Here is a 24,710-nt window from a genome sequence, read left to right as displayed (position 1 = left end):
CCATGCACCCGTCAGGTTGGTTCGCTAGCCTGACCCACCCCGCTGTCCGCGACCTCGCCTGGGCGCTACTCTGCCCGCCCCTCTGGGCTCAAGGCAGCCCCCACGCCCCCGGTCTGGCACCGGATGAGCTGAAGGCGTACTTCCAAACACTGGACCACTCCCCCCAGGCGCTCGAGGCCCACCTTGCAAGCAGCTCGACTCGACGACTGGGGCTTTACCATGAACAGTTACTGCTCTTTCTCCTCGACACACATCCAGCAGTCGCCGAAGCCTACCGCGGGGTTGCAGTGCGCGAAGGCGGCACCACTCTCGGTGAAGCGGACTTTATCTACCGCCTAGATAAATTCAACTTTTTCATACACCTAGAGGTTGCTTTTAAGTTCTTTTTAGAATTCGATGGTGAATGGCTTGGCACCGATCCAACCGACAGCCTGGGGCGAAAGGCCCACCGCATGGCGAACCACCAGCTGCCGCTCAGCGAAACCGAAGCGTTCCGAAAAAGCTGGCACAGAGGTGCCGTCACGCAGCGAATAGGCTGGATCCGCGGCTGCCGCTTCATACCCCTTTCCGGTTTCACCCACAGCGATAAAGCGCCCGTCGCGAAAAGCTGGACAGGATGGTGGCTCTACCATGACGAGGTAACAGTGCTACCCGCCACAGCGCACTTCCAGATAGTGCCCCGCGACCGCTGGCTGAGCCCGGTAAGAGCCTTAAGCTCGAAAGACTTTATTGCCAGCCGCGACCTGTCCGCGCCCCTATCCCCGGATCACCCCGCGATGCTCGCACGCATGGTGCCGGTAGCCGACCACTGGCAGGAGGCAGACCGGGGCATGGTCATGCCCCGGCATTGGCCCCGACTCGCCTGACAGAGAAGTCCCGCAGGTCAGGACTTTTTGTGCTCGAAGCGCTTATAAAGACTGGATGTATCCCAGCGCCCGCCGCCCATCTCCTGGACATCGGCATAAAACTGATCGACCAACGCCGTGACCGGCAGCTGGGCGCCGTTGCGGCGAGACTCATCGAGCACAATCCCCAGGTCCTTGCGCATCCAGTCGACCGCGAAGCCGTAATCAAAATGGTTATCGACCATGCTTTCGTAGCGGTTTTCCATCTGCCAGGACTGGGCCGCCCCCTTGGAGATCACCTCGACCACCGCCTTTGGGTCCAACCCCGCGCGGGTTGCGAAGTGAAGCCCTTCCGCCAGGGCCTGTACCAGGCCGCCAATACATATTTGATTGACCATTTTGGTGAGCTGGCCGGCACCACTCTCCCCCATCAGTTTGACCGAGCGGGCAAAGCTACCGATCACCGGACGCGCCTTCTCAAACGCCTCGGTTTGCCCACCGACCATCACCGTCAAGACGCCGTTTTCAGCGCCGGCCTGACCACCGGAGACCGGCGCATCGAGAAAGGCCACCCCCTGCCCGGCCGCTTGCGCATACAGTTCGCGCGCCACCTCGGCCGAGGCGGTGGTGTGATCCACCAGCACGGTATTGCCCTCAAGCCCCGCCAGCATACCCTCAGGCCCCAGCACCACCTCGCGCAGATCATCATCGTTCCCCACGCAGCAAAACGCCATCTGCGCCCCCGCACAGGCCTGGGCCGGCGTGTCGGCACGACGGCCACCATGGGCCTCGACCCAGGCAGCCGCCTTGGCCTGGGTGCGGTTATAGACGCAGACGTCATACCCGGCTTTCTGCAGGTGTCCTGCCATGGGGTAGCCCATGACTCCAAGGCCAATAAAGGCCACGCGCTTGTTGCTCATTTTTGTTCTCCTATGCTTCAGCCAACGCCGCCGAGGCAGCTATAGCGGCAGCGCCGCGGGGGAGGTCCACGCCCTCAGCAATCAGAGCGGTTTCCAGACTGTTCAGACAGTGCAGCACGTTGTGTGCGTTGCAGGCATGCCCCATCAGTCCAATCCGCCAAACCTTGCCCTGGAGCACGCCAAGCCCGGCGCCAATTTCCAGGCTGTGACGAGTCAGCAGCCGACTCCGCACGCGCGCCTCATCGACGCCTTCGGGTATCACCACGGTGTTAAGTTGCGGCAGGCGCCAGGGCCCAGCCACAAAGAGGGCGAGCCCCATGGCTTCCAACCCAGCCTTGAGCGCTTCGTGGTGGTGGCGATGACGAGCCCAGGCGGTTTCCAGGCCCTCCTCCTGTAGAATCAGCAGCGCCTCATGCAGCGCGTAAAGCGCATTGACCGGCGCGGTATGGTGATAGGTGCGCCTGGCCCCTTCTCCCCAGTACCCCATCACCAGTTTCTTATCGAGAAACCAGCTGGGCACCGAGGCGCGGCGTTGCTGGACCTTTTGAACCGCGCGATCGCTGAAGCTCACCGGCGAAATGCCGGGAGGACAAGAGAGGCACTTCTGGGTGCCGGAATAGACCGCATCGATTCCCCAGCCGTCTACATCCACTTCGATGCCCCCGAGGCTGGTAACCGCATCCATGATGGTCAATGCGCCGAATTCGCGGGCTATGGCGGCCAGCGATGCGGCGTCGGAGCGCACCCCGGTGGAGGTCTCGGCGTGGATAAAGGCGAGCAGCCGAACGTCCGGATGGGCCTCAAACGCCGCCCGGACCTTCTCGAGATCGACCGGCTGCCCCCACTCGTCAACCACCGAAATAACCTCACCGCCAAAGCGCTCGACATTCTCCCGCATACGTCCGCCGAACACACCGTTCTCGCAGACAATCACCTTGTCACCCGGCTCCACCAGGTTCACAAAGCATGCTTCCATACCCGCAGAGCCCGGGGCAGAGACCGGCAGCGTAAGCGCGTTACGGGTCTTAAAAGCGTACTGGAGTAGTTGTTTGACCTCGTCCATCATGCGGACGAATTCGGGATCGAGGTGACCAATGGTCGGCCGGGCCATGGCAGCCAGCACCCGGGGGCTGACGTCGGAGGGACCCGGCCCCATCAGGGTGCGCTGAGGAGGGTAAAACGAGTGAATCATAGTAAGCGGTTTCCTGTAGTTGGGTGAAGCGAGCGTAACCCGCCCGCCGCTCAACACCCATTCCCAAATAGTTTGTTTTTATTCGTTTAAGACCGGCAGCGAAGCGGCGCTCAGTCCTTGGCTGCCGCCGCCAGCCCGATTTCGCGAGTCATCTCGATGACCATTCGCGCGGAATGAACCCCGGCCTGGGACAGGAACTCCTTGAAGGACACCGAGGACTCCTTGCCCGCGATATCAGACAGCGCCCGAAAAATAATGAAGGGCACGCCGAAACGGTGGCAGGTCTGCGCGATCGCACCGGCCTCCATTTCTGCCGCCAGCATGGTCGGAAAGCGGGCCCGGGTTGCGGCTACTTTCTCGGGGCAGTCCATGAACGCATCGCCGGTGGCAATCAGCCCTTTCACGGTTTTCACCCCCTCAACGGTGGCGATACTGTGCTCCGCCACCCCGACAAGGAAGGGGTCCGGGAGGAATGCCGGGGGCATCTGAGGAACCTGCCCCGGCTCGTAGCCGAACACAGTCAGGTCAAAGTCGTGCTGCCGCACTTCCGATGAAATCACCACGTCACCGATTTCAAGCTCCTGGGCGAAGCCGCCGGCCGAGCCGGTGTTGATGATGCAATCAGGAGCGTACCGTTCCAGCATGATGGTGGTTCCGATAGCGGCATTCACCTTGCCGATGCCGGATTTGAGCAGCACCACCGGCTGGCCGGCCAGACGCCCCCTGTGGAATTCATACCCCGCCAGTTCAAAGTCTTCCCGCTCTTCAAGCTGCTCGCGCAGGAAAGTGACCTCCTCTTCCATGGCGCCGATAATGCCGACTACCGGCGGACGGTCCAGCCGGGAGAGTGTGCGTTGAAAGTCCGGTGAAGATTGCGTCATAGCGTCGTCTCTTGGATAAAAGCAGGGGTTGCGGGCAGCAGCTCGGGGAGCGACCAGCCAAAGTCTTCGAACAGGGGCGCCATCGCACTTGGCAGACCGGCGCGAATTTCCACCCGCTGCTCAATAAAGGGGTGCCAGAAGCTCAGGCCGGTGGCAAAAAGCAACAGCCGGTTCAGGTCGAAGCGCTGGCGAAACAGCCGATTATGCCCCCCTTCACCGTAGCGGGTGTCGCCGACAATGGGGTGGGCGATGTGATTCATATGGCGTCGCAGCTGATGCTTGCGCCCGGTTTGCGGGTAAAGCGCAACCAGCGAATAACGACAGCTGGCGTAGCGTCCAAGCGGCACCGGTATTTCCGCCCGGGCAAGGCCTTGGTAGCGGGTAACGGCCGGCTGAGGTGGTCGCACGTCTTCCGGTCGCCGTTTCTCTTCGCGCTCACGCTTGTCGCTCAGGGAATAATCGATCTCTCCTGCAGCCTCAAGGTAACCGCGCACCACCGCCAGGTAGGATTTGCTGACTCGGCGCTCGCGAAATACCTGCTGCATGCGACCGGCGGCCTCGGGATAGAGGCCAAACAGAAGCACGCCCGACGTGGGTTTATCCAGCCGGTGCACCGGATAAACCCGCTGCCCAATCTGATCACGAAGCATCTGCAGCACGAACCGGGTCTCACGCCGGTCGATTTCGCTCCGGTGCACCAGCAGCCCCGACGGCTTGTCGATGGCGATGAAATCCCGGTCCCGGTATAAAATCCGCAGTTCGCTCATGGCTCTGAAATACTCTGATCGCACCGACTGGCACGAAATGAAGGGGCCTATGTTAAGCGCGCCCCCCGGCAAGTCAACCGAAGCCGGCGCGAGACTGGCTTCCCCGGTGCAAGGCTGTTATAAAAGCAACTAATTCGCATTCAGGCGGTCTACACTTCCGACAAATCACCATAACCACCTAAAACTGAAAGAGAAGATTAGGGTTTAACTATGAGAAACGCACAGGTTGCCGCAACTCGTACCAGTCACGAGGCGCTCAATACCAACAAGCTGATCCGCAACACCTACATGCTGTTGGCGATGACGCTGGTCTTCAGCGCCGTCACCGCCGGCATTTCCATGGCGATCAACCCGCCCTTCATCGTTTACCTGGGTAGCGTGATCGCCAGCTTCGTGATGATTTTCATCCTTAACCGGATGCAGAACAGCGTCTGGGCCCTGCCCCTGACCTTTCTCTTCACCGGCCTGATGGGCTTTGGCCTGGGACCGCTGCTAAACCACTACCTGGCGCTACCCAACGGCGGCCAGATCGTGATGACAGCCATGAGCATGACCGCCCTCACCTTCCTGGGACTGAGTGCCTACGTGCTGACCACTCGCAAGGACTTCAGCTTCATGGGCGGGTTCCTCGCCGCCGGTATGATGGTGGCCCTGATCGCCATGGTGGTACTGCTGGTATTGCCCTTTTTCGGCATCCAAATCTCCGGCCTGAGCCTGGCCTTCTCCTCCCTGGTCGTGCTGCTGATGGCAGGCTTCATCCTCTATGACACCAGCAATATCGTCAACGGCGTCTACAGCAACTACGTGATGGCCACGGTGGGCCTGTACCTCAACATCTACAACCTGCTGGTGCACCTGCTACACCTGGTTGGCGTAATGAGCGACGACTAAAGCAACAGCAACGACCAGAAAGTTGGGTTAAAATCGCCCCCGCCGTCCCCGGACCGCGGGGGCTTTTTTTACTTGGGAACACGGCTATGAAAATCGCTGTTGTTGTTTACGGCTCACCCACAGGTTCAGGCGCAGCGGCCAGCGCCTATCGCTACGTCAGCGCTGCCCTGGAACTGGGCCACGAAATCACCCGGGTGTTTTTCTATGGCGAAGCCGTCCATACCGCCACCGCCCTGGCGGCGCCTCCGCAGGACGAAAACGATCTGCTTAGCCGCTGGCAACAGCTGGGACAGGCCCGGGAGCTGGACCTGGTGGTCTGCATCGCAGCCGCCTTGCGAAGGGGGGTCCTGGACGCTGACGAGGCCAGGCGCCACGAAAAAGAAGCCTGCAACCTGGCGCCGGGGTTTACGCTCTCCGGCCTTGGCCAGCTGACTGACGCCACACTGAACAGCGACCGGGTGATCACCTTCGGGGGGTAACATGCAAGAAGCCGACAAAAGCCTGCTGGTGGTGGTACGCCACGGCCCCTACCAGGGCCAGCTCGCCCGGGAAGCCCTGGATGCGGTCCTTACCGCCGCAGCCTTCGAGCAGCCGGTGAGTTTGCTGTTTATGGACGATGGCGTCTTTCAGCTAACTCCCAACCAGGATGGATCCGCGATTGACGCCAAAAACCTCGCCACCATGCTGGCGGTGTTGCCCATGTACGATGTGGACAGGGTTTACGTTGAGCTGGATTCGCTTAACCTGCGGGCCATCAGCCCCGAAAGCCTGACCCTTCCGGCGACGCCCGTCGGGGGGCACGCACTGCGTGATCTCTTCGTAAACAACGCCCACCTGCTGAGTTTCTGACTGTGATTTTGCATATCGTCAACAAGTCTCCGTTTCAAAGCGACTGCCTGAACAGCTGCCTGCGCATCATCTCTCCGGAAGATGCGCTGCTGCTGATCGAAGACGGGGTGTATGCTGCACTCGATACTCCCCGGGGCCTGGCATCCCTCGCCCCTGCCATTCCGGTTTACGCCCTCGAGGCCGACTGCCGCGCCAGGGGCATCCTGGACCAGCTCCACGCTTCGGTTAAACCCACCGACGATCACGGCTTTGTCGAACTTACTCTGGCCTACGCCAAGTCACAGAGCTGGTTTTGATCCTGAGCACTTTTAGACCATGAATAAGATTGAAGTTGAAGGCGCAACGGTCGAGCTGGATCGGGAAGGTTTTCTTCGCGACCTCCACCAGTGGAGCCGTCAGGTTGCGGTCGAGCTTGCCCGCAGAGAACAAATAGATCTCGGGGACGAGCACTGGGAAATCATAGATTTACTGCGTTCTTTTTATAAAGAGTACAAAGTTTCGCCGGCGATGCGAATACTGGTCAAGCAGGCTGGGATCAAGCTCGGCAGAGAAAAAGGCAGCAGCCTGCACCTGCTTCGCCTCTTTCCCGGCAGCCCCGCCAAGGTTGCCAGCAAAATCGCCGGGCTGCCCAAACCCACCAACTGTCTCTGACCTCTTTTTTAGCCATGCCGCGCTTTTGCCCCAACCTCAGCCTGCTGTTTACCGAACATCCATGGCCACAGCGTTTTAGCGCTGCTGCGACGGCCGGGTTCGACGCGGTGGAGATCCAGTTTCCCTACCAGATGCCCCCCGCCCTGCTCGCCGACCGGCTGCGCCAACACCAACTTGAACTGGTGCTGATCAACTTTCCCGCTGGTGACTGGAGCCGCGGCGAACGCGGCATCGCTTGCGACCCGCTCCGCCAGGCCGAGTTTCAAGCCGGGGTAGCGCAGGCCCTGAGTTACGCAGAGGCAACGGGCTGCCGGCAGATCAACTGTCTGGCCGGCATCCCACCTTGCGGTTTAAGCCCCCGGGCAGCCCTGGACTGCCTGAAGGAAAACCTGGCCTATGCTGCCGCCCAGTGCGCGCCCCAGGGTGTCACCGTGCTGGTAGAAGCGATCAACACCCAGGATATCCCCGGTTTCCTGTTGCATCGCACTGACACCGTGATCGAGCTTCTGGTGCAGGTTGATGCCCCGAACCTCGCTTTGCAGTACGACGTTTACCATATGCAGATCATGGAAACAGACCTGTTCAAACAGCTTAAAAGCGTCTTGCCGCACACCGCTCATATCCAGATCGCCGATGTCCCGGGACGCCACGAACCAGGCACCGGAACTCTGGATTTTCCCCGCCTGTTCAGTCAATTGGACGCTTTGGGGTATACTGGCTGGGTTGGTCTGGAGTACCTACCCCGGAGCGGCACGCAACAAAGTCTGGACTGGCTGGCCCCTGGCCTGCGATCCAATCATCCTCATCTGTCTAGGAACCGAGAGTCATGGCAACCGAGCAACTGAGCGCGGAGCAGGAAAACAACGACGAGCAGCTGCAATGGGCGACCTTTGAGCTGGCAGGGGAGCTGTATGGCGTCAACGTTATGCAGGTCAAGGAAGTCTTACGACTGAGCGAAATTGCGCCCGTTCCCGGCGCTCAACACTACATTCTGGGCATTATCAACCTGCGCGGCAACGTCATTCCGGTGGTTGATACCCGCACCCTCTTCGGTATCGCTCGGGCCGACGCCAATACCGACGACAGCCGCATTATCGTGATTGAGCTTGAAGACCAAACCGTCGGTATGCTGGTCGACTCGGTCGCCGAGGTTATCTACCTGAAGCAGTCCCAGGTCGAGCGCGCCCCCAACGTCGGCACCGAGGAGAGCACCAAGTTCATCCAGGGCGTTAGCTATCACGACGAATCCCTGATCATCCTGCTGGACCTCAACCGCATGATCGACGACGACAGCAGCGGCGAACCCTGATCCCTTTTAGCCGATATGCACCGCCACCCGACGCCGGTGGCTACCGTGGCGGTGCTCCCAGCAGTAGATTCCCTGCCAGGTACCCAGCACCATTCGCCCGTTGCTTATGGGAATGCTAAGACTGGTGGCAGTCAGCGCCGCCTTGATATGGGCGGGCATGTCATCCGCTCCCTCCAGGGTGTGGGTATAGAGCCGATCTTGCTCTGGAACCAACCGGCATAGCCAGCGTTCAAGGTCCTCTCGGGCAGTCGGGTCTGCATTTTCCTGGATACACAGACTGGCGCTGGTATGGCAGATAAAGAGCGTGCAAAGCCCCTCCTCTACTCCCGCTTCGGCAACGCAGCGCATCACGTCCGGCGTAAACTCCACCAACCCCTGGCCACGGGTAGCCACCGTCAACTGCTTAACCCGACTCATCGGAATCTCCCACCTGGCCCACAACGAATTCACGTCCGGCGCTCTGCACCACCCATACCGGCCGACCCTCACGGCTCGATTCCCGCGCCAGCTCCGCCAGCCGGTAGAAAACGGGACGCACCAGCCGTCCTTCCAGCCCGTCGCGAATCATCAGGTAGGGACGCGGTTCGCCATCGCCGAGGGTCTCCACCCGTAGCGGGTGGGCATCGCCGGCAACCACCTCATCCCCCATGTCAGTAAAGAACTGCAGGCACTGCTCCGTGCCGCTGCCCTGCACCTCCATGGCGACCACCTGAAAAGGCACATCCTCAACCTCCAGCCGCCACTTTTCCACCGGGGTCACCAGGAAATATTCGTTCCCCTCGCGCCTTAAAATGGAGGCGAAAAGCTTGACCAGCTGCTCACGCTGGATCGGTGATCCCTGGTGATACCAGCGCCCGTCTGCCGCAATGCGGATAGAAATGTCGCCACTGAGGGGCGGATTCCACTCATGCACCGGCGGCCGCCCACTCTTGACGGTGTTGCCGGCCAGCTGCTCAATGTCGTCAAGAGCGTCGCGTTTCATCAGAGCCCCCTCGCCCACTCGGGGCGCAGCTGAACGCTGCCCTCGCCGCAAAGGGCTTGTTTTACCTGCCCTATCATCCGCTCTTTGTCCTTACCCAGCACGCCCTTGAGTACCAGATAGTTAGACGCGTGATCGCTTCTGAAGATGGTTTTATTAAGCTCCAGGTGCTCCAGGAACAAGAGATTCTCTTCGAGCAACGCCCGCTGAGACAGCGGCTCGAACTGACCATCGTAGTCTTCCTGCACCAGTGCGTCCCCCTGCGGCAGCATCAGCACCAGGGTCGACAGGTACTCGGGCTGCGCCTCGGACACCAGGCGCGCCGAATTGATCGCATGCTGTTTGGAAAATTGCTTTCCGCCCAGCCCCGTCAGCACCATGGCCGAAACCTTGATGCCGGCGCCCTTGAGCTTGGCCAGCGCGTCAAGGGTCGACCGGTAATCCTCCCCTTTACGCACCCGCCGGAGCACTTCGTCATCCCCCGATTCAACACCGACGTAGACGAGCTCCAGCCCCAGCTTCTTTAACTCCGCCAGCTCTTCAATCGTTTTGTTTTTAAGGTTTCTGGGTAAGCAGTAGGCAGAAACGCGGCGCACATTCGGCATCTGCTCTTTAATGGCCTGCAACACGGCCTGAAGGCGGCGAAAGGAGAGTGTCATCGCGTCGCCATCGGCCAGAAAGATGCGGTCTGGCTGGTATCGTGCCGCAAGTGCGATTTCATTGCGCACCTCCGCCTCTGGCTTCACCCTGAATTTTTTCTGAGGGTCACGGTACATGTGGCAGAAGGTGCACTTGTTGTAGCTGCATCCGTTGGTAATTTGGAGTATTAAAGATTTGGCTTCGCTGGGTGGTCTGTACAGGGGTTCGATGTATTGCATGGTATGGACGTCTCCCAAAGGCATCGGCACTCAGCCTCTGATTCTCTTGCAACGACGGTAGCGCCTCAAACAAAGTGATGCTTTAACGGGCGGTGATGCCGCCTTACTCGCCCAAGAACCGGAGTGGACCCCTCGGGCCCGAACAGCAGCAAATCAGCTGCCGGAGAGGGGCGCAAACCCTCCCGGCCCCAGGTCTGCCGAATCTTAATTCCGCGGGCAGGGGCCCGAAAATGAAAAAGCGCGCCGGGTCAGCGTAATGCGAAGAGCTGGTCGAAATTTCGCGTCGTCGCCTCGGCCACCTCATCATAGCTCAGGCCCTTGACGTCAGCGACGCACTCGGCCACCTGGCGGGTATAGCAGGGTTCGTTGGAACGGCCGCGAAAAGGCACCGGGGTCAGGTAAGGCGCATCGGTTTCCACCAGCATCCTGTCCAGGGGCACCTGCTTGACCACCTCCCTCAGGGAAGCGGCGTTACGGAAAGTAATGATGCCGGAGAAGGAAATATGGTAGCCCAGATCCAGGGCCTGACGCGCCATCTCCCAGCTCTCGGTGAAGCAGTGCAGAACGCCGCCCGCCCCTCCATGCCCGGGGTCGCGCAGTAACGCGAGCGTGTCTTCCTGGGCGTTACGGGTATGAATGATTACCGGCTTGCGGTAACGCGCCGCCAACTCCAGGTGGGTGCGAAACGCCGCTCGCTGGGCGTTGGCGGTATCCGGCGTGTAATGGTAGTCCAGGCCGGTCTCGCCGACGGCCACCACGCGCGGGTCTGCCACGGCCCGCTCAAGACCTTCCACATCCAGCGTCGCCACCTCCTTGCTCATGGGGTGTACGCCAGCGCTGGCCGATACTGACTCGTAAGGGGCGATCAGCGCCATCATGGTGGCCCAGCGGGAAAGGTCGGTGCCGACACACAGCATACGCTCCACGCCGGCCTCGCGGGCGTTTTCAATTACCGGCTCCAGGGCGCCGTCGTAGGGACTCAGATCGAGTCGATCCAGATGACAGTGGGAATCAACAAGCATGGCGTTGGATTACATGGTGTGGGTCAGGCGTCCCGATCCCAACGCCCCGGCGAGATAGGTCTCGATTTTACTAACCACGGTGTTGTCCTCCGCGCTCAGCTGGATGCCAATACCGGCCTTTTTGCCGCCTTGGGCGCCACGGGGGGTTACCCACACCACCTTGCCGGTCACCGGGATCTTATCCGGCTCTTCCATCAAGTCCAACAGCATGAAAACCTCTTCCCCCAGGTGATAATCCCGAAGGGTAGGCACGAAGATACCGCCGTTTTTGATGTGGGGCATGTAACTGCGGTAGAGCTCGTCCTTGGACTTGATCACCAGGGAGAGAATACCGTGGCTGACGCGTGGGCTGGGAGCCATCGGGTGCAAAATCCTGCTAACGCTCGTTTCTGAAAAGCAAAGACCATTGTAACAACAGGTCTTCCAACAACAACTGCTTATTGGGGTTGGCTTTACTCAGCAGCTGCAACCGATAGTCCTGTATTTTGTCCCTGAAATCAAATAGACGGGCGCCACTGGCGCGCGCCGCAAACTTCGGGACCAAACTGCGCGCATCCAGGTTGGCAAGTGTAACCGCCTCCCCGGCCTGCTGGTGACGGATCAAATCCGCCATGAAGGCGAGCCACCAGTCGAGCAATTCGACCAGCTCCAGCTTCATCCAGGTGGCGGCGAGATCCACCGCACCCAGTTTACCGGAAGCCACCTGCGCCAGGGCCTTTAGCCACTGACGGCGTTGCTCGAGCCCGTCCCGCTGGTGAAGTTCCAGGGCTCGTACCGGCGCACCGCCCGCAAGCCCCAGCAACAGGCGGCAGGTCTGCGCATCCTCCACCTGGTCCTGCAACCACCCCAACGCCTGATTTTCGGGCGGAAGCTCCACTGGATAGAGCTGACAGCGACTGCGAATGGTGGCCAGCATGCGCCCGGGGATCTCGCTCACCAGGACAAAAAGAGTACGCTCTCCCGGCTCTTCCAACGCCTTGAGCAGCGCGTTAGCTGCATTGATGTTCATCTCCTCGGCGGGATAGATCACCGATACTCGATAGCCGCCTTGTTGCGCCGCCTCGGAGAGAAAATGGTTAAGCTCACGGATCTGGTCGATGCGGATGGCCTTACCCGTCTCCTCCGGAGTGACCCAAACTGCGTCGGGGTGGGTTCCCCGGTCGTAGAGCTGACAGCTTTTACAATGCCCGCAGGCACCGGCACCGGGGGTCTGGCAAAGCAGATACCGGGCCAACGCGCTGGCAAACTGGCGTTTGCCCACTCCCGGTGCGCCACTGAGAAGAAGCGCATGAGGGAGCCGCTGGTCACGGTGCAAGGCGGTGAGCTTTTCCCATAGGGCGTTTTGCCAGGGAAGAACGTTGGCAGGCTCTGCATTCATTGCACGAACTCGTCAAGAATGTTGCGAATCTGTTCCTGCACCTGCTCCAGCGGGCGACCAGCGTCAACCACCCTAAAGCGCTCGGGTTCCTGCCGTGCTCGCTTCAGGTACGCCTGACGCACCCGCTCGAAGAAGGCAACCTCCTCCAGTTCGAAACGATCGAGGTCACCGCGGTTGCGGGCGCGGCTCAGCCCCACCTCCACGGGAACATCGAGCAACAGGGTCAGATCAGGACGCAACTCCCGTTGCACCAACTGCTCCAACTGGGCGATACGCTCCCGGGCCAGCTGACGACCACCCCCTTGGTAGGCGTAAGTCGCGTCGGTAAAACGATCGCACAGGACCCAGGTTCCTTCCCGCAACGCGGGCAGGATCAGGCTGTTGAGGTGCTGGGCACGGGCCGCGAACATCAGCAGCAGTTCAGCGCTCTCATCAACGCGCTCATCCCGTTCCCGCAACAGCAGGTCACGAATCTCCTCCGCCAGCGGCGTTCCGCCCGGTTCACGGGTGTTGATGAAGGTGACCCCGGCTTCTTCAAGGTAACGACGGATGAAATCCAGGTTGGTACTTTTACCGACGCCCTCACACCCTTCGAGAGTGATGAACTTACCCGTTAGCTGGTGCATTAATTCCCGTTCTTGTCCGTCGGCACCGAGCGGTAATCCGACCGCCGCGCCTGCTGCTGATAGCGCCGAACGGCGCGGTTATGCTCGGCCAGGGAGGCCGAGAATTGATGATACCCGTTTCCCTTGGCGACAAAATAGAGTGCATCGCCCGGCGCCGGGTGCAATACCGCATCGAGCGCGGCCCGCCCCGGGCTGGCGATGGGAGTGGGCGGCAGTCCGTCGATGCGATAGGTGTTGTAAGGCGTTCGGCGGCGCAGGTCAGACCGGGTAATATTGCCGTTATAGGCCTCCCCCATGCCGTAAATCACCGTCGGATCGGTCTGTAGCCGCATTCCCTTTTGCAGCCGCCGCACAAAAACACCGGCAATGGCCGGGCGCTCCTCAGCGACCGCCGTCTCCTTTTCCACGATCGAAGCCAGAATAAGTGCCTCGTAGGGAGACTTCAGGGGCAGCCCCTTCTCCCTCCCATCCCAAGCCTCTGCCAGCTCCTCCTGCATACGCCGGTAGGCGCGACGCAGTATCTCGATATCCTGGGTGCCGCGGGTATAGGCGTAGGTGTCGGGGTAAATCCAGCCTTCCGGGTTATCACCATCAAGCGCCAACAACTCGGCAACCCGCGACGGGGTAAGACCACCTTCGGTCTGTTCCACCCCTTCGGCCGCGGCGAGCTCAACCAGAAAATCCACCACCCGGAGACCTTCAACAAAGGTCAGTTGCCGTTGAATAACGGCGCCCGCAACCAGGTTTTGAAAAAGTTCACCATGGGTCATGCCAGGCTGCAGCCTGTATTCGCCGGCGTGGATCCGGTTGGCATTCCCGTCCAGGCGGGCGTAAAGGCGAAACAGCTGCGGCTGATCAACGACCCCCAGCGCTTCCAGCTCCCGCACCATGGTACCAAATGACGACCCGGGCCTGACCTGGTAGGTCTGTTCCTGTTCCAACGCCAGCGGGCGCTCGCCGAAATCCAAGACCTTCTGCTTACCCACCAGCAGAGCCAGCACAGCCACGACCAGCATGATGGGAACGAGCAACAACAGGCGCCTTAGCATTGTTTCACGCCCTCTTTAAGCCAGGGCGCCAGCAGCCTTTGCCATGGCGCGATGGTATACCGGCGCCCCTGGAAAGCATTGACCGGCCAGTAGCCGATAAGACTGTTAGTCACCGCCATGGCGTCGGCCTCTTCAAGGTCTTTTAGCCACAGATCGGTTTCGCGGACGGCGATTCCGTGCTTCTGAGCGGACTCAATAATTAACGCCCTTACCGTCCCGGCGACGCCACACCGGTGCAGGCGAGGAGTCAGGAGTTCGCCATTCTTCAGGAGGAAGAGATTACTCATGGTGCCCTCGACGATGCGCCCCTCGATATCGCGAACCAGTCCCTCCGGGTATTCATCTTCCCACTCAGAGCGGGCCAGCACCTGCTCCAGCCGGTTCAGGTGCTTTATTCCGGCCAGCGCCGGATTGATGCCAAGACGCGTTTCACACAAGAACAACTCGATCCCGGTTTCCTCGTGGCTCCGGGGGAATACAGGCCGCTCACTCAGGCGAACAATCCGGCCAGGCTGGACACCCGTCGGCGGCCGGTATCCACGCCCCCCTTCACCCCGGGTAAGAATGATTTTGGCAACCGCTTGCGGGGCTTCGAAAGCCTCGCAAAGTGAGCGCAACTCATCGCTGATCACCGCCTCCAGCTGGTCATCTAGGGGGATCCGCAATCGGCGTGCTCCCTCGCGCAGGCGAGCCAGGTGGCGGTCGAGTCGAAGGGGGCTGCGCTGATCTACCGCCAGCGTCTCGAATAGCCCGTCCCCGTAGGCAAAGCCACGATCCAGAACAGAGCCATGAGCGCAGGCGAGTCCATTGACGAGAGTGAGAGGCGACAGCATAACAAACGCGGGCCTGAGGCCCGCGAAGATCAGACGAATTTCTTGAACAAAAGGGTACCGTTGGTACCGCCAAAACCGAAGGAGTTGGAGAGTGCGACATCGATCTTGATCTCTTGGGCACTGTGGGCCACGTAATCAAGATCACAGCCTTCACTGGGGTTATCCAGATTAATAGTGGGAGGTGCAACCTGATCCCGGATCGCCAGTACTGAAAAGACCGCTTCTACCGCACCGGCCGCCCCGAGCAGGTGACCGATCATGGACTTGGTCGAGCTCATGCGAACCTTCTTAGCGGCGCTGCCCATCACCCGCTTAGCCGCATTGGACTCGGCGATATCCCCGGCCGGCGTGGAAGTACCATGGGCATTGATGTAATCGATCTGATCGGGGTTGATCCCGGCATCACGCACCGCGTTGGCCATGGAGGCCGCCGCACCGCTGCCGTCTTCCGGCGGCGCGGTCATGTGGTAGGCGTCGCCGCTCATGCCGAAGCCACAAAGCTCGGCGTAAATTTTTGCGCCCCGTGCTTTAGCATGTTCCAGCTCTTCGAGCACCAGCACCCCGGCGCCGTCACTCAGCACGAAGCCGTCACGGTCTCTATCCCAGGGACGGCTGGCCGCCTGGGGATCATCGTTGCGGGTAGAGAGCGCCCGGGCCGCGGAGAAACCGCCCAGCCCCAGCGGGGTGGTCGCCATTTCTGCGCCGCCCGCCAGCATCACATCCGCATCACCGTAAGCGATCATGCGAGCCGCCGAGCCGATATTGTGCGTACCCGTGGTACAGGCCGTGGTGATGGCGATATTAGGCCCCTTCATCCCGTAACGGATTGAGAGGTTGCCGGAGATCATATTAATGATGCTGCCTGGAACAAAGAAAGGAGAGACCCGGCGCGGCCCGCTGGCATTGAGTACGTCGTGCTGTTTCTCGATCATCGGCAACCCGCCGATTCCCGAGCCTACTGCCACACCGTACCGCCCGGCCCGCTCTTCGCTGACCTCAAGCCCGGCATCTTCCATCGCCTGGATGCCGGCGGCCATGCCGTACTGAATAAAGAGGTCCATCTTGCGGGCCTCTTTGACATTCATGTAGGCGCTGGGGTCAAAATTCTTTACCGCTCCGCCGAACCTTGTATTGAAGGCAGAGGCGTCAAAGTTCTCCAGGGGCGCGATGCCGCTGCGCCCGTTAACAATGTTGTCCCACGTCTCTTTGACTGTGTTACCTACCGGGGTCAGGGCACCCAGGCCAGTAACCACCACTCTTCTCCGAGACATAGCAAACCTCCAACAAAGAAATAAAACAAAGAAAAGCCGCCCTATCTGACATAGCGGCGGCTTTTCGTAAGCTTTTTAGCAGCGTAACTTACTGGTTGGCTTCGATGTACTCGATCGCCAGAGCAACAGTAGTGATCTTCTCGGCTTCTTCGTCGGGAATTTCAGTCTCAAATTCCTCTTCCAGAGCCATGACCAGTTCGACGGTATCCAGAGAGTCAGCGCCCAGATCTTCGACGAAGGAAGCCTCTTTAGTTACCTCTTCCTCTTTAACGCCCAGTTGCTCAGCAACAATTTTCTTAACGCGCTCTTCGATAGTACTCATAGTTCTTCCTACTTGTTATGAACAATTTTTCCAGCAATGTTAGTGCAAAGCTCGAGTTATTCAACACTACTGGGGAAACCTTGATCCCCTCCGCCGCCCCGGGCGACTGAAGGGGACATTATCAACATATTCGGCAAAAAAACAATTCCCACTTTTCCAAAATTGGAAAGGGTCATCAGCCCATATACATGCCGCCGTTCACATGGATAGTCTCGCCGGTGACATAGCCACCCTCTTGGCTGGCCAGAAACCCAACCACGGCAGCCACCTCTTCGGGGGCACCCAGACGGTTAAGCGGGATCTGCGCACGCAACTTATCCTTGTGCTCGTCCGCAAGCCCGCTGGTCATATCGGTGTCAATAAAGCCCGGCGCCACGGAGTTAACCGTGATATTACGTGAGGCTACCTCCCGGGCCAGCGCCCGGCTAAAGCCTTCGATACCCGCCTTGGCGGCTGCGTAGTTCGACTGCCCGGCATTACCCATGGAAGCAACCACGGAACTTACGTTGATAATCCGCCCCCAACGCGCCTTGGTCATACCACGCAGACAGCCTTTGGCCACCCGGTAGATGGAGCTCAGATTGGTGTTAAGCACCTGATCCCACTCGTCATCTTTCATTCGCATCAGGATATTGTCGCGAGTGATACCGGCATTGTTCACAACGATCGTCACAACACCGAAGCGACTCTGCACCTCGGCCAGCACGGATTCGACGGACGCAGGATCAGCCACATCCAACACCAACCCCGCCCCCTTAACTCCAGCTTCTTTCAGGCTGGCCTCAATACTGGCAGCTCCTGATTCACTGGTAGCAGTCCCCACGACAGTAGCGCCTCGGCTACCGAGCTCAAGAGCGATGGCCTTGCCAATTCCTCGGGTGGCGCCGGTCACGAGGGCAACTTTGTCTTCAATACTCATTTAAAACTCCGTTTGCTATCACCTTGCAGCCTCAGCGCCCCAGCGCTTTCTCAAGACCGGCGGGATCATTGATCGCCATCACCGTCAGACTGCGCTGAATCCGCTTGTTCAGACCCGACAACACTTTGCCAGGGCCGCATTCAACAAGCACCTCAGCCCCGCGCTCGGCCATGGCCTGCACGGAGCCCGTCCAGAGAACCGGGCGGTAGAGCTGCTCGACCAAATTGCTACGCAGCTCCGCCAGATCCTGAGCCGGACGCGCCGCCACATTCTGGATAACGGTAACCTCCGGCATCTTCATCTCTACTGCATCAAGTGCCGCCTTGAGCTGCTCCGCAGCAGGCTTCATCAATTCGCAGTGAGAAGGAACGCTAACCGGCAACTCCACAGCCCGCTTAGCCCCTGCCGCCTTGCATTCTGCGACTGCACGGGCCACGGCATCAGCCGCCCCCGCGATAACCACTTGCCCGGGCGAGTTGTAGTTAACCGCGGAAACTACGGCGCCCTGAGCAGCCTGTCGACACGCTTCCTCAACCTTGGCGTCGTCCAGACCGAGCACGGCGGCCATTCCGCCCTGACCCGCCGGCACCGCTGCCTGCATAAACTCGCCGCGCTGCTTCACCAACACCACCGCATCTTTCAGCGCCAGCGCCCCGGCGCAGGTCAGCGCCGTGTACTCGCCCAGACTATGGCCCGCCATCAACGCAGGCTGGTCGCCCCCCTGTTCCTTCCAGAGCCGCCAGAGAGCGACACCCGCCGTCAGCAACGCCGGCTGCGTCTTCTCGGTACTATTGAGCGCCTCTTCGGGCCCCTCCTGGGTCAGCGCCCAGAGATCATAGCCAAGCGCGTCAGACGCATCTGCGAACGTCTGCTGGATCACGCCGAACTGCTCAGCGAGCTCCGCCAGCATACCCAAATGCTGAGACCCCTGACCGGGAAAAACGAAAGCTAAGGACTGGTTCATGCCTTCCTCGTAACCTCTACACGTTCAAGCGGCAACCCATCAAGCGCCGCGGGTACGCGTATCTTACCTGAATCGATAACAATTAAAACGCGGCCGCTTCAGACCGCCGCCGCCAACCGCTCATTCAACATGCGCGGCACCCCCTGCAACACTTCCGCCCGCGCCTGAGCAATGGCATGACCGAAGCAGGCCCGGTTCGCCGAGCCATGACTCTTGACCACGATTCCCTGCAAGCCAAGCAGGCTCGCCCCGTTGCGACGGGACGGATCCATCAGCGAGCGCAGCTCTGCCAGCACCGGACGTGCCAGCCAGCCAACCACCCTGCGGTAAAAAGTTTGCCGAAACGCCCCATCCAGGGAGCGCCCCATCAGCCGGGCCAAACCCTCACTGCTTTTCAGCGCAATATTGCCGACAAAGCCATCGCAGACCACCACATCAGCATAGCCCTGATAAATGCCATCACCCTCGATATAGCCCACGTAATTAAGCTCATGATGCTCGCGCAACAGACGCGAAGCCAGCTTGACCTGCTCGTTACCCTTGATCTCCTCTTCGCCCACGTTGAGCAAAGCAACGCGAGGACGAGGCATGCCTTCCAGCGCTTCCACCAGCACAGACCCCATCAGGGCAAACTGAAAAAGGTGGTCGGCACTGCAATCCACGTTCGCGCCCAAGTCAAGCATGTAACAATGCCTATCGCGGGTAGGAATAGCAGAGGCGATAGCGGGCCGATCGATGCCCGGATGGGTGTGCAGCAGGTAACGCCCCATAGCCATCATGGCGCCAGTATTGCCAGCGCTGACACAGGCCTGAGCCTGACCTTGAGCCACCCGCTCAATAACACGATAAAGAGAGGAATCCCGACGCTGGCGCAAGGCCGTTGACGGTTTTTCATCCATACCCACCACGGTATCGGCCTGGAGCAGCGCGAGACGCGGATGAGACCCGGGAAGATAGGGCGTTATCTGATCAAGATCCCCGACCAATTCGAGCGCGGTATCGGGATAACGGGAGAGAAAATCAAGCGAGGCGGGAACAATGATGTGGGGACCGAAGTCCCCACTCATTGCGTCGATTGCTAGGGTGCAGGTTGCAACCAAGCTTATTCGGCGTCTTTGGAAACCACTTGACGGCCGCGGTAGAAACCATCTGCAGTCACGTGGTGACGACGATGGATCTCACCGGTGGTGGCGTCCTGAGAAAGGGTGGAAGCGGAAAGCGCATCGTGAGAGCGACGCTGACCGCGACGTGAACGGGTTACTTTGTTCTGTTGAACAGCCATGACTGAGCAGCTCCTGAAATCTAATGTTTATCGCCCTTTAACTGGGCCAGTACACTGAATGGATTGACCTTGTCGTCGTCTTCCGGCTTGGCATCGGGATCACGATACTCGGTTTTCACCTCGCAATCGTCGTGATGGGCGATCAGCGGCAGGCTCAGGATCAGCTCATCCTCAAGCGCCCGATAGAGCTCCTGGGGATCACCTTGAGTCACCAGAGGATCATAACGCCGGGGAAGCTTGCTAGCTGCCTCCTCGCTACTTACCATCCCCAGGTTGAGCTGAGCCTTCAGCTCGATTCGCACCGGCTCCAGACAACGCTGACAAAGCATCCGAACCGTACCTTCGGCCTCCCCTTTTACATAACGAATACCTTCTTCGTCCTTGCCAAAGGAGAGGCTGACATCTACAGCCCCCTCGTCGCCTACCAGATAACTGGCCAGCCGCACCATCTGTTGCAGCGCCAGCGAACCCTCATAGGAGAGCCCTTGCTCGGCAGAACGTCGAGGGTCAATTTTATTCGGTAAAGGGGCCTTCGACATAAGCGCGCCATAATAGGGACCATTGCCGTTTATGTAAAGGGCACTGGTATTAAAAAGGGAATAAAAACGGCTACCATGGAGGCATCAAAGCGCCAACCACTGCCAGGAGCTCATTTTAACATGCCCTCGCTCGTTCTTGCCTCCAGTTCGCCGTTTAGAAAAGCGCTGCTCGAGAAACTCAAGCACCCTTTCGAATGCACCGATCCGGCGATTGACGAAACCCCCTTTGCTGGGGAAACACCCCGGGCACTGGTTGAGCGACTTGCGACCGAGAAGGCGCAGGCAGCGGCAAATACGTTCAGCAGCCACCTGATCATCGCTTCAGATCAGGTGGCGGAGCTCGAGGGCCAGATCATCGGAAAACCCGGCTGTCACGACCGGGCCCGCGAGCAGCTTGAGCGCTGCAGCGGGAAAACGGTCACCTTTCTGACCGGGCTTGTCCTGCTGAACAGCCAAAGCGGCCACCTTCAAACCGGGGCGGAACCCTTCCAGGTTCACTTTCGCTCATTGAATAACGCCCAGATTGAGCGTTACCTCCGAGCCGACACCCCCTACCAGTGCGCAGGCAGCTTCAAGTCTGAAGGACTGGGCATCAGCCTTTTTGAGCGACTGGAGGGGGCCGATCCAAACACGCTGATCGGCCTGCCGCTGATCCGCCTGATACGCTTCCTGGAAAACGAGGGCATCACAACGCCCTGATCATCGCAATACGCTACCGCCCAGCCCCAGTTCCATACTGAGGGTGCGGGCGATACTTACACCCAGCTGTTCGGTCAGACGCTCCAAGGTGCTTTTGGCCGGAGTAAAATTGACGATCTCCTCGGCGCCCACCACTTCTCGAGCGACGTATCCGGCGCTGCCAAGACCGTCAACCAGCCCCAGTTCCAGGGCCTGCTCGCCGGTCCATACCAACCCACTGAACAGCTCAGCGTCGTCCTTCAGGCGCTCTCCCCGCCCCCGTTTTACCTGCTCGATAAACTGGGCGTGGGTGGTTTCCAGCACACTGCTCCAGAACTCTTTTTCCGAAGCTTTCAGCGGCACAAAGGGGTCCAGAAAAGCCTTGTGCTCACCGGCAGTCATCAGGCGCCGCTCCACCCCCAGTTTTTCAAGCATATCGACAAACCCGAAACTCGAGGAAACAACCCCGATGGAGCCGACCAGGCTCGCCTTGTCGGCGTAAATTTCGTCTGCGGCTGCGGCGATGTAGTAGCCGCCAGACGCACCGATATCGGCTATAACGCTGTACACCGGCACCTGAGGATATTCAGCCTTGAGGCGCCGGATCTCGTCATAGACATAACCCGCCTGGACCGGACTCCCCCCTGGACTGTTAATACGAACGATAACCCCCCGGGTCCCCTCATCCTTGAAAGCCCGGCGCAAGGCGCCGCTTATCCGATCCGCACTGGCGTCCTCATCCTGGGCAATGGTGCCCTGCACCTCCACCAGCGCCGTGTGCCCGTCGCCATGAGGTTCTACCTTATCGAACAAACTACCGGGGACCAGAAGAAACAGTGCCGCGAACAGATAAATGAAGGTCAGGGATTTAAAGAAGATCCCCCAGCGCCGCGCCCTGCGCTGCTCGGCCCCGAGCCCCATCACCAGTTTTTCAATCAACTGCCACTCGCGGCTCTTGTCCCGCGCCTCGTCACCGGTGCCTGCCGGCTTGCCTTCGGCGCCCGCATCCTGGTCAGTTTTTTCGCCCCAGAGATTATCGCTCACACTTAATCCTCGCCTACTGCTTGCGGTTGAATTTGATTTTTTTGACCCTCAAGCCAGGTTTCCAGTTCAGCAAACCTATGGATTACCGTTTGCGGCGCATGACGCAGCAGACGCTGCTGCTCATGCACGCCATAACTAACCCCCACCGACGCCATCCCGGCACGGGACGCCATCTCCAGGTCATACTCCGTATCTCCGATCATCAGGGCGCTTTCAACAGGGTGCCCGGTTTCGGCGAGAATCTCCTCCAGCATCATGGGATGAGGCTTGGAACGCGTCTCGTCAGCACAACGGCTCAAATGAAAAAGCTCCCCCAGCCCCGTCTCCTCAAACACCTGGACCAACCCCCGGCGGCTTTTACCGGTTGCCACCGCGAGGGTGTAACCCGAGTCGCGCAAACGGCCCAAACCGGCTTCAACTCCGGTAAAGAGCGATGCGGGGGGTTCATCCTCAGCCAAGTAATAGCGAGAGTAACGCTCGCGCATCGCCTCAACCTCCTCCCCCTCAATTCCGGGATAAAGCGCATCAAGCGCCTCGGGCAAGCCAAGGCCTATAATATTGCGAATCGCGGCATCGCCCCGGGGCGCGAGCCCCTGCGCGCTTGCTGCCCGCTGCATGCTCGAGACGATGCGCCCGGCTGAATCGATCAGCGTGCCGTCCCAGTCAAAAATCAGAAGCTGGTACAAGAAAACCCTCCCGCGGTCTGTTTGTACCCATTAGTGAGGGATAACAGCGTTTTTTTCAAGCCGGTACACACCACGCGCCTCAATGCCGGCCTTAGATCGACAGTTGGTAGCCGTGTTGCGTTGCGGTATCCTACTCGCCTTTCATTCCCGTCGTACCAAGGAGATCGACAATCATGAGCGACCTGCACGGTTATTACCTTGAGGATCTGGAAGTCGGCATGTCCGCCTCCTTCGCCAAAACTGTATCAGAATCGGACGTCTATACCTTTGCAGGCATCACAGGGGACAACAACCCGGTACATATCAACGCTGAATTCGCCGCCGAGACGCTGTTCAAAGAGCGCATTGTCCACGGCATGTTCAGCGCCGGTCTCATCTCAGCCGTACTGGGCACCCGCCTCCCCGGGCCGGGCGCCATCTATCTCGACCAGAACCTTAAATTCAAGGCCCCGGTCAAGTTCGGCGAAACCGTGACAGCCACGGCAACCGTCGAGGAGATCGACGCCAAGCGCCGTCGCGTCAAGCTGCGCACAACCTGCACCGTCGCCGGCAAAGTAGTGGCTGACGGCGCCGCCACCATCATGGTGGACTCACGAGAGAACTGAGCCAACGAAAAAGCAAGGAGCCGGCCATGCTAATCAACGCCAAACGATCCTGCCTGCTGGTGGTGGACATTCAGGAAAAGCTGGTGCCCGCCGTCCACGGGCACCAAACCCTGATTGAGAATTGCCGGTGGCTGCTGGAGGTGGCCGACATCATCGGCGTACCCGTCCTTACCTCGGAGCAATACCCCCAGGGCCTGGGAGGCACGGTTGAGCCCATCAACGCCCTGATCCCCGCTGCTGGCAAGATGAGCAAGACCCACTTTTCCTGCGCCGCCGATGCGGGCTGCCGCGACAAAATTGACGCCAGCGGGCGAGAGCAGGTGATCATCGTCGGCATGGAAGCGCATGTCTGCGTTCTGCAAACCGCACTTGAACTCAACGCGCAAGGCAAGGAGGTCTTCGTGGTGGCCGACGCCGTGGCTTCGCGCAGCCCCGAAGACAAGTCACTGGCGCTGGAGCGGATGAGGCAGTGCGGGCTGCAGATCGTATCGCGGGAAATGGTCGCTTTCGAGTGGATGGAAAAATCCGGCACCGAGACATTCAAGACCATCAGCATGAACTACCTGCGCTAGGCGCGGTTCCAGCAAAAAGGGCGGCCCACGGCCGCCCTTTTTTACATTTGCATCCAGCCACCACCGCCTCGGCTCCCTACCCTCGGGCCGCTCGAAACCGCTTATCCTGGATAAAACGCTTCGCCACCCGCTTAAAGACCCACCCCTTTATCACGAGCAACACCCCACCGAACCCGGCACAGACAACTACGTCTTTTATCGTCGGCAATGCATAAAACGGCATTGCCGAGGAGAGATAGCGGCGTGCCTCATCACCCAATGCGGTGAAATGGCCCAGGGATTCGTAAAGAGAGAGTGCGTGAGCAAGAAACATCAGCGGAATATTAAGAAATAACATTCCCGCAAGAATGACCATCGCCTCCTGGTAATGAAACAGGCGCCCGACACGGCCCTGCACCTTCACCCGATAACGCTGCAAATGAAAAAAGGGAGCTATCAGAATTGCGAGCGTGACGACCCAGAACGCAACAAAGTTAACCTGGACGATCAGCTCCGCTGTACGCAGGTCAAACACGCTGGCAGCAACGCTGGAGAAGATCACGGCGAGGAGGTAGGTTCCTGCCGCAACCAGGAGAGCACTAGAGAGCGCGTAGAACCGCGTTGGCGCCACCGCCTTGAACGGACTCCCCTCGTCACCTGGCCCACGGCAAACATCCTGCAAGGCGAAAAAATCACGAAGATTTCCATTCATCGCACAGACTCCGCTGGCTGGGTTTAGCTCCTGTGTACCAGTATAGGCCGAGATACAACCAGCTGAG

At 59.6% G+C, this 24,710-nt stretch carries 34 protein-coding genes; 11 read left to right on the top strand and 23 right to left on the bottom strand.

Annotated elements, in window-relative coordinates:
* Positions 1-2 precede the first annotated feature (2 nt).
* Positions 3-866 (top strand): DUF1853 family protein, encoded by an 864-nt coding sequence (locus JGZ97_RS03150; protein WP_207061146.1) that lies wholly within the window; start codon positions 3-5, stop codon positions 864-866.
* 17 nt (positions 867-883) lie between these two features.
* On the opposite strand, the gene JGZ97_RS03145 is transcribed toward JGZ97_RS03150, so the two are convergent.
* The 4 genes from JGZ97_RS03145 to JGZ97_RS03130 form a co-directional block, all read right to left on the bottom strand.
* A complete protein-coding gene (locus JGZ97_RS03145; RefSeq protein ID WP_207061145.1) occupies positions 884-1,765 on the bottom strand; it encodes an NAD(P)-dependent oxidoreductase in 882 nt (293 codons plus the stop codon).
* A gap of 10 nt (positions 1,766-1,775) precedes the next feature.
* Entirely contained in the window at positions 1,776-2,957 is a 1,182-nt protein-coding gene (locus JGZ97_RS03140; protein WP_242521498.1) for an alanine--glyoxylate aminotransferase family protein, read from the bottom strand.
* Between the two features lie 110 nt (positions 2,958-3,067).
* Entirely contained in the window at positions 3,068-3,838 is a 771-nt protein-coding gene (gene mtnN / locus JGZ97_RS03135) for a 5'-methylthioadenosine/S-adenosylhomocysteine nucleosidase (RefSeq protein ID WP_207061144.1), read from the bottom strand.
* Complete coding sequence (locus JGZ97_RS03130) at positions 3,835-4,605, bottom strand: pseudouridine synthase (protein WP_207061143.1); 771 nt, start codon at positions 4,603-4,605, stop codon at positions 3,835-3,837. The genes mtnN and JGZ97_RS03130 overlap by 4 nt, the downstream gene beginning before the upstream one ends.
* 210 nt (positions 4,606-4,815) lie before the next feature.
* On the opposite strand from JGZ97_RS03130, the gene JGZ97_RS03125 reads away from it, so the two are divergent.
* The 7 genes from JGZ97_RS03125 to JGZ97_RS03095 all read left to right on the top strand — a co-directional run bounded on the left by JGZ97_RS03125 (position 4,816) and on the right by JGZ97_RS03095 (position 8,305).
* Positions 4,816-5,496: a Bax inhibitor-1/YccA family protein gene (locus JGZ97_RS03125; protein WP_207061142.1), complete on the top strand. Its 681-nt coding sequence runs from the start codon at positions 4,816-4,818 to the stop codon at positions 5,494-5,496.
* An 86-nt stretch (positions 5,497-5,582) separates the two neighbouring features.
* Positions 5,583-5,975, top strand: coding sequence for a sulfurtransferase complex subunit TusD (gene tusD, locus JGZ97_RS03120; RefSeq protein ID WP_207061141.1), 393 nt, complete (start codon positions 5,583-5,585; stop codon positions 5,973-5,975).
* A 1-nt stretch (position 5,976) separates the two neighbouring features.
* On the top strand, positions 5,977-6,345 hold the full coding sequence (gene tusC, locus JGZ97_RS03115) for a sulfurtransferase complex subunit TusC (protein ID WP_207061140.1): 369 nt from the start codon (positions 5,977-5,979) through the stop codon (positions 6,343-6,345).
* Between the two features lie 2 nt (positions 6,346-6,347).
* Positions 6,348-6,641 (top strand): sulfurtransferase complex subunit TusB, encoded by a 294-nt coding sequence (gene tusB, locus JGZ97_RS03110; protein WP_207061139.1) that lies wholly within the window; start codon positions 6,348-6,350, stop codon positions 6,639-6,641.
* A gap of 19 nt (positions 6,642-6,660) precedes the next feature.
* The gene (locus JGZ97_RS03105; protein ID WP_207061138.1) at positions 6,661-6,996 is read left to right on the top strand and encodes a TusE/DsrC/DsvC family sulfur relay protein; all 336 of its coding nucleotides are present in this window, start codon (positions 6,661-6,663) and stop codon (positions 6,994-6,996) included.
* 14 nt (positions 6,997-7,010) lie between these two features.
* Positions 7,011-7,841 carry a hydroxypyruvate isomerase family protein gene (locus tag JGZ97_RS03100; RefSeq protein ID WP_207061137.1) on the top strand — a complete coding sequence of 277 codons (831 nt, stop codon included), beginning with the start codon at positions 7,011-7,013 and terminating at the stop codon, positions 7,839-7,841.
* Entirely contained in the window at positions 7,823-8,305 is a 483-nt protein-coding gene (locus JGZ97_RS03095; RefSeq protein WP_207061136.1) for a chemotaxis protein CheW, read from the top strand. Before JGZ97_RS03100 ends, JGZ97_RS03095 begins: the two co-directional genes overlap by 19 nt.
* A gap of 6 nt (positions 8,306-8,311) precedes the next feature.
* Here the strand turns inward: JGZ97_RS03095 and JGZ97_RS03090 are convergent, their stop codons facing one another.
* The 16 genes from JGZ97_RS03090 to JGZ97_RS03015 form a co-directional block, all read right to left on the bottom strand.
* Positions 8,312-8,722, bottom strand: a complete 411-nt coding sequence (locus JGZ97_RS03090; RefSeq protein WP_207061135.1) for a secondary thiamine-phosphate synthase enzyme YjbQ — start codon at positions 8,720-8,722, stop codon at positions 8,312-8,314.
* Positions 8,709-9,287 (bottom strand): DUF1285 domain-containing protein, encoded by a 579-nt coding sequence (locus JGZ97_RS03085; protein WP_207061134.1) that lies wholly within the window; start codon positions 9,285-9,287, stop codon positions 8,709-8,711. The genes JGZ97_RS03090 and JGZ97_RS03085 overlap by 14 nt, the downstream gene beginning before the upstream one ends.
* Positions 9,287-10,162 (bottom strand): radical SAM protein, encoded by an 876-nt coding sequence (locus JGZ97_RS03080; RefSeq protein ID WP_242521497.1) that lies wholly within the window; start codon positions 10,160-10,162, stop codon positions 9,287-9,289. The genes JGZ97_RS03085 and JGZ97_RS03080 overlap by 1 nt, the downstream gene beginning before the upstream one ends.
* Before the next feature lie 248 nt (positions 10,163-10,410).
* Positions 10,411-11,184 (bottom strand): TatD family hydrolase, encoded by a 774-nt coding sequence (locus tag JGZ97_RS03075; RefSeq protein WP_207061133.1) that lies wholly within the window; start codon positions 11,182-11,184, stop codon positions 10,411-10,413.
* Positions 11,185-11,193: 9 nt separating this feature from the next.
* Complete coding sequence (locus JGZ97_RS03070; RefSeq protein WP_207061242.1) at positions 11,194-11,556, bottom strand: PilZ domain-containing protein; 363 nt, start codon at positions 11,554-11,556, stop codon at positions 11,194-11,196.
* A 4-nt stretch (positions 11,557-11,560) separates the two neighbouring features.
* A complete protein-coding gene (locus tag JGZ97_RS03065; RefSeq protein ID WP_207061132.1) occupies positions 11,561-12,562 on the bottom strand; it encodes a DNA polymerase III subunit delta' in 1,002 nt (333 codons plus the stop codon).
* Positions 12,559-13,188, bottom strand: a complete 630-nt coding sequence (gene tmk / locus JGZ97_RS03060) for a dTMP kinase (protein WP_207061131.1) — start codon at positions 13,186-13,188, stop codon at positions 12,559-12,561. The genes JGZ97_RS03065 and tmk overlap by 4 nt, the downstream gene beginning before the upstream one ends.
* Positions 13,188-14,237 carry an endolytic transglycosylase MltG gene (mltG, locus tag JGZ97_RS03055; RefSeq protein WP_207061130.1) on the bottom strand — a complete coding sequence of 350 codons (1,050 nt, stop codon included), beginning with the start codon at positions 14,235-14,237 and terminating at the stop codon, positions 13,188-13,190. Before mltG ends, tmk begins: the two co-directional genes overlap by 1 nt.
* Positions 14,231-15,070 (bottom strand): aminodeoxychorismate lyase, encoded by an 840-nt coding sequence (gene pabC, locus JGZ97_RS03050; RefSeq protein ID WP_207061129.1) that lies wholly within the window; start codon positions 15,068-15,070, stop codon positions 14,231-14,233. Before pabC ends, mltG begins: the two co-directional genes overlap by 7 nt.
* Positions 15,071-15,099: 29 nt before the next feature.
* Positions 15,100-16,341, bottom strand: coding sequence for a beta-ketoacyl-ACP synthase II (fabF, locus tag JGZ97_RS03045; RefSeq protein ID WP_207061128.1), 1,242 nt, complete (start codon positions 16,339-16,341; stop codon positions 15,100-15,102).
* Positions 16,342-16,429: 88 nt separating this feature from the next.
* Positions 16,430-16,663: an acyl carrier protein gene (acpP, locus tag JGZ97_RS03040; RefSeq protein ID WP_207061127.1), complete on the bottom strand. Its 234-nt coding sequence runs from the start codon at positions 16,661-16,663 to the stop codon at positions 16,430-16,432.
* Positions 16,664-16,838: 175 nt separating this feature from the next.
* Positions 16,839-17,582 (bottom strand): 3-oxoacyl-ACP reductase FabG, encoded by a 744-nt coding sequence (fabG, locus tag JGZ97_RS03035; protein WP_207061126.1) that lies wholly within the window; start codon positions 17,580-17,582, stop codon positions 16,839-16,841.
* Positions 17,583-17,613: 31 nt separating this feature from the next.
* Entirely contained in the window at positions 17,614-18,546 is a 933-nt protein-coding gene (gene fabD / locus JGZ97_RS03030; RefSeq protein ID WP_207061125.1) for an ACP S-malonyltransferase, read from the bottom strand.
* A 98-nt stretch (positions 18,547-18,644) separates the two neighbouring features.
* Positions 18,645-19,646: a phosphate acyltransferase PlsX gene (plsX, locus tag JGZ97_RS03025; protein ID WP_255537671.1), complete on the bottom strand. Its 1,002-nt coding sequence runs from the start codon at positions 19,644-19,646 to the stop codon at positions 18,645-18,647.
* Between the two features lie 2 nt (positions 19,647-19,648).
* Positions 19,649-19,828 (bottom strand): 50S ribosomal protein L32, encoded by a 180-nt coding sequence (gene rpmF, locus JGZ97_RS03020; RefSeq protein ID WP_207061124.1) that lies wholly within the window; start codon positions 19,826-19,828, stop codon positions 19,649-19,651.
* A 20-nt stretch (positions 19,829-19,848) separates the two neighbouring features.
* The gene (locus tag JGZ97_RS03015) at positions 19,849-20,367 is read right to left on the bottom strand and encodes a YceD family protein (protein ID WP_207061123.1); all 519 of its coding nucleotides are present in this window, start codon (positions 20,365-20,367) and stop codon (positions 19,849-19,851) included.
* Between the two features lie 120 nt (positions 20,368-20,487).
* Here JGZ97_RS03015 and JGZ97_RS03010 point away from each other — a divergent pair, with 120 nt between their 5' ends.
* On the top strand, positions 20,488-21,066 hold the full coding sequence (locus JGZ97_RS03010; RefSeq protein WP_207061122.1) for a nucleoside triphosphate pyrophosphatase: 579 nt from the start codon (positions 20,488-20,490) through the stop codon (positions 21,064-21,066).
* Here the strand turns inward: JGZ97_RS03010 and sppA are convergent, their stop codons facing one another.
* On the bottom strand, positions 21,067-22,089 hold the full coding sequence (sppA, locus tag JGZ97_RS03005) for a signal peptide peptidase SppA (protein ID WP_370583984.1): 1,023 nt from the start codon (positions 22,087-22,089) through the stop codon (positions 21,067-21,069).
* A 2-nt stretch (positions 22,090-22,091) separates the two neighbouring features.
* Complete coding sequence (locus JGZ97_RS03000) at positions 22,092-22,775, bottom strand: HAD-IA family hydrolase (protein WP_207061121.1); 684 nt, start codon at positions 22,773-22,775, stop codon at positions 22,092-22,094.
* Between the two features lie 173 nt (positions 22,776-22,948).
* On the opposite strand from JGZ97_RS03000, the gene JGZ97_RS02995 reads away from it, so the two are divergent.
* Both JGZ97_RS02995 and JGZ97_RS02990 read left to right on the top strand, forming a co-directional pair.
* Positions 22,949-23,380 (top strand): MaoC family dehydratase, encoded by a 432-nt coding sequence (locus JGZ97_RS02995; RefSeq protein WP_242521495.1) that lies wholly within the window; start codon positions 22,949-22,951, stop codon positions 23,378-23,380.
* A 26-nt stretch (positions 23,381-23,406) separates the two neighbouring features.
* Positions 23,407-23,952 carry a hydrolase gene (locus JGZ97_RS02990; protein WP_207061120.1) on the top strand — a complete coding sequence of 182 codons (546 nt, stop codon included), beginning with the start codon at positions 23,407-23,409 and terminating at the stop codon, positions 23,950-23,952.
* 76 nt (positions 23,953-24,028) lie between these two features.
* On the opposite strand, the gene JGZ97_RS02985 is transcribed toward JGZ97_RS02990, so the two are convergent.
* Complete coding sequence (locus tag JGZ97_RS02985; RefSeq protein WP_207061119.1) at positions 24,029-24,643, bottom strand: hypothetical protein; 615 nt, start codon at positions 24,641-24,643, stop codon at positions 24,029-24,031.
* Positions 24,644-24,710 lie beyond the last annotated feature (67 nt).

Source organism: Motiliproteus sp. SC1-56, assembly GCF_017309075.1.
Taxonomy (GTDB): Bacteria; Pseudomonadota; Gammaproteobacteria; order Pseudomonadales; family Balneatricaceae; genus Motiliproteus.
This window is presented reverse-complemented; position numbering and strand designations above follow the sequence as displayed.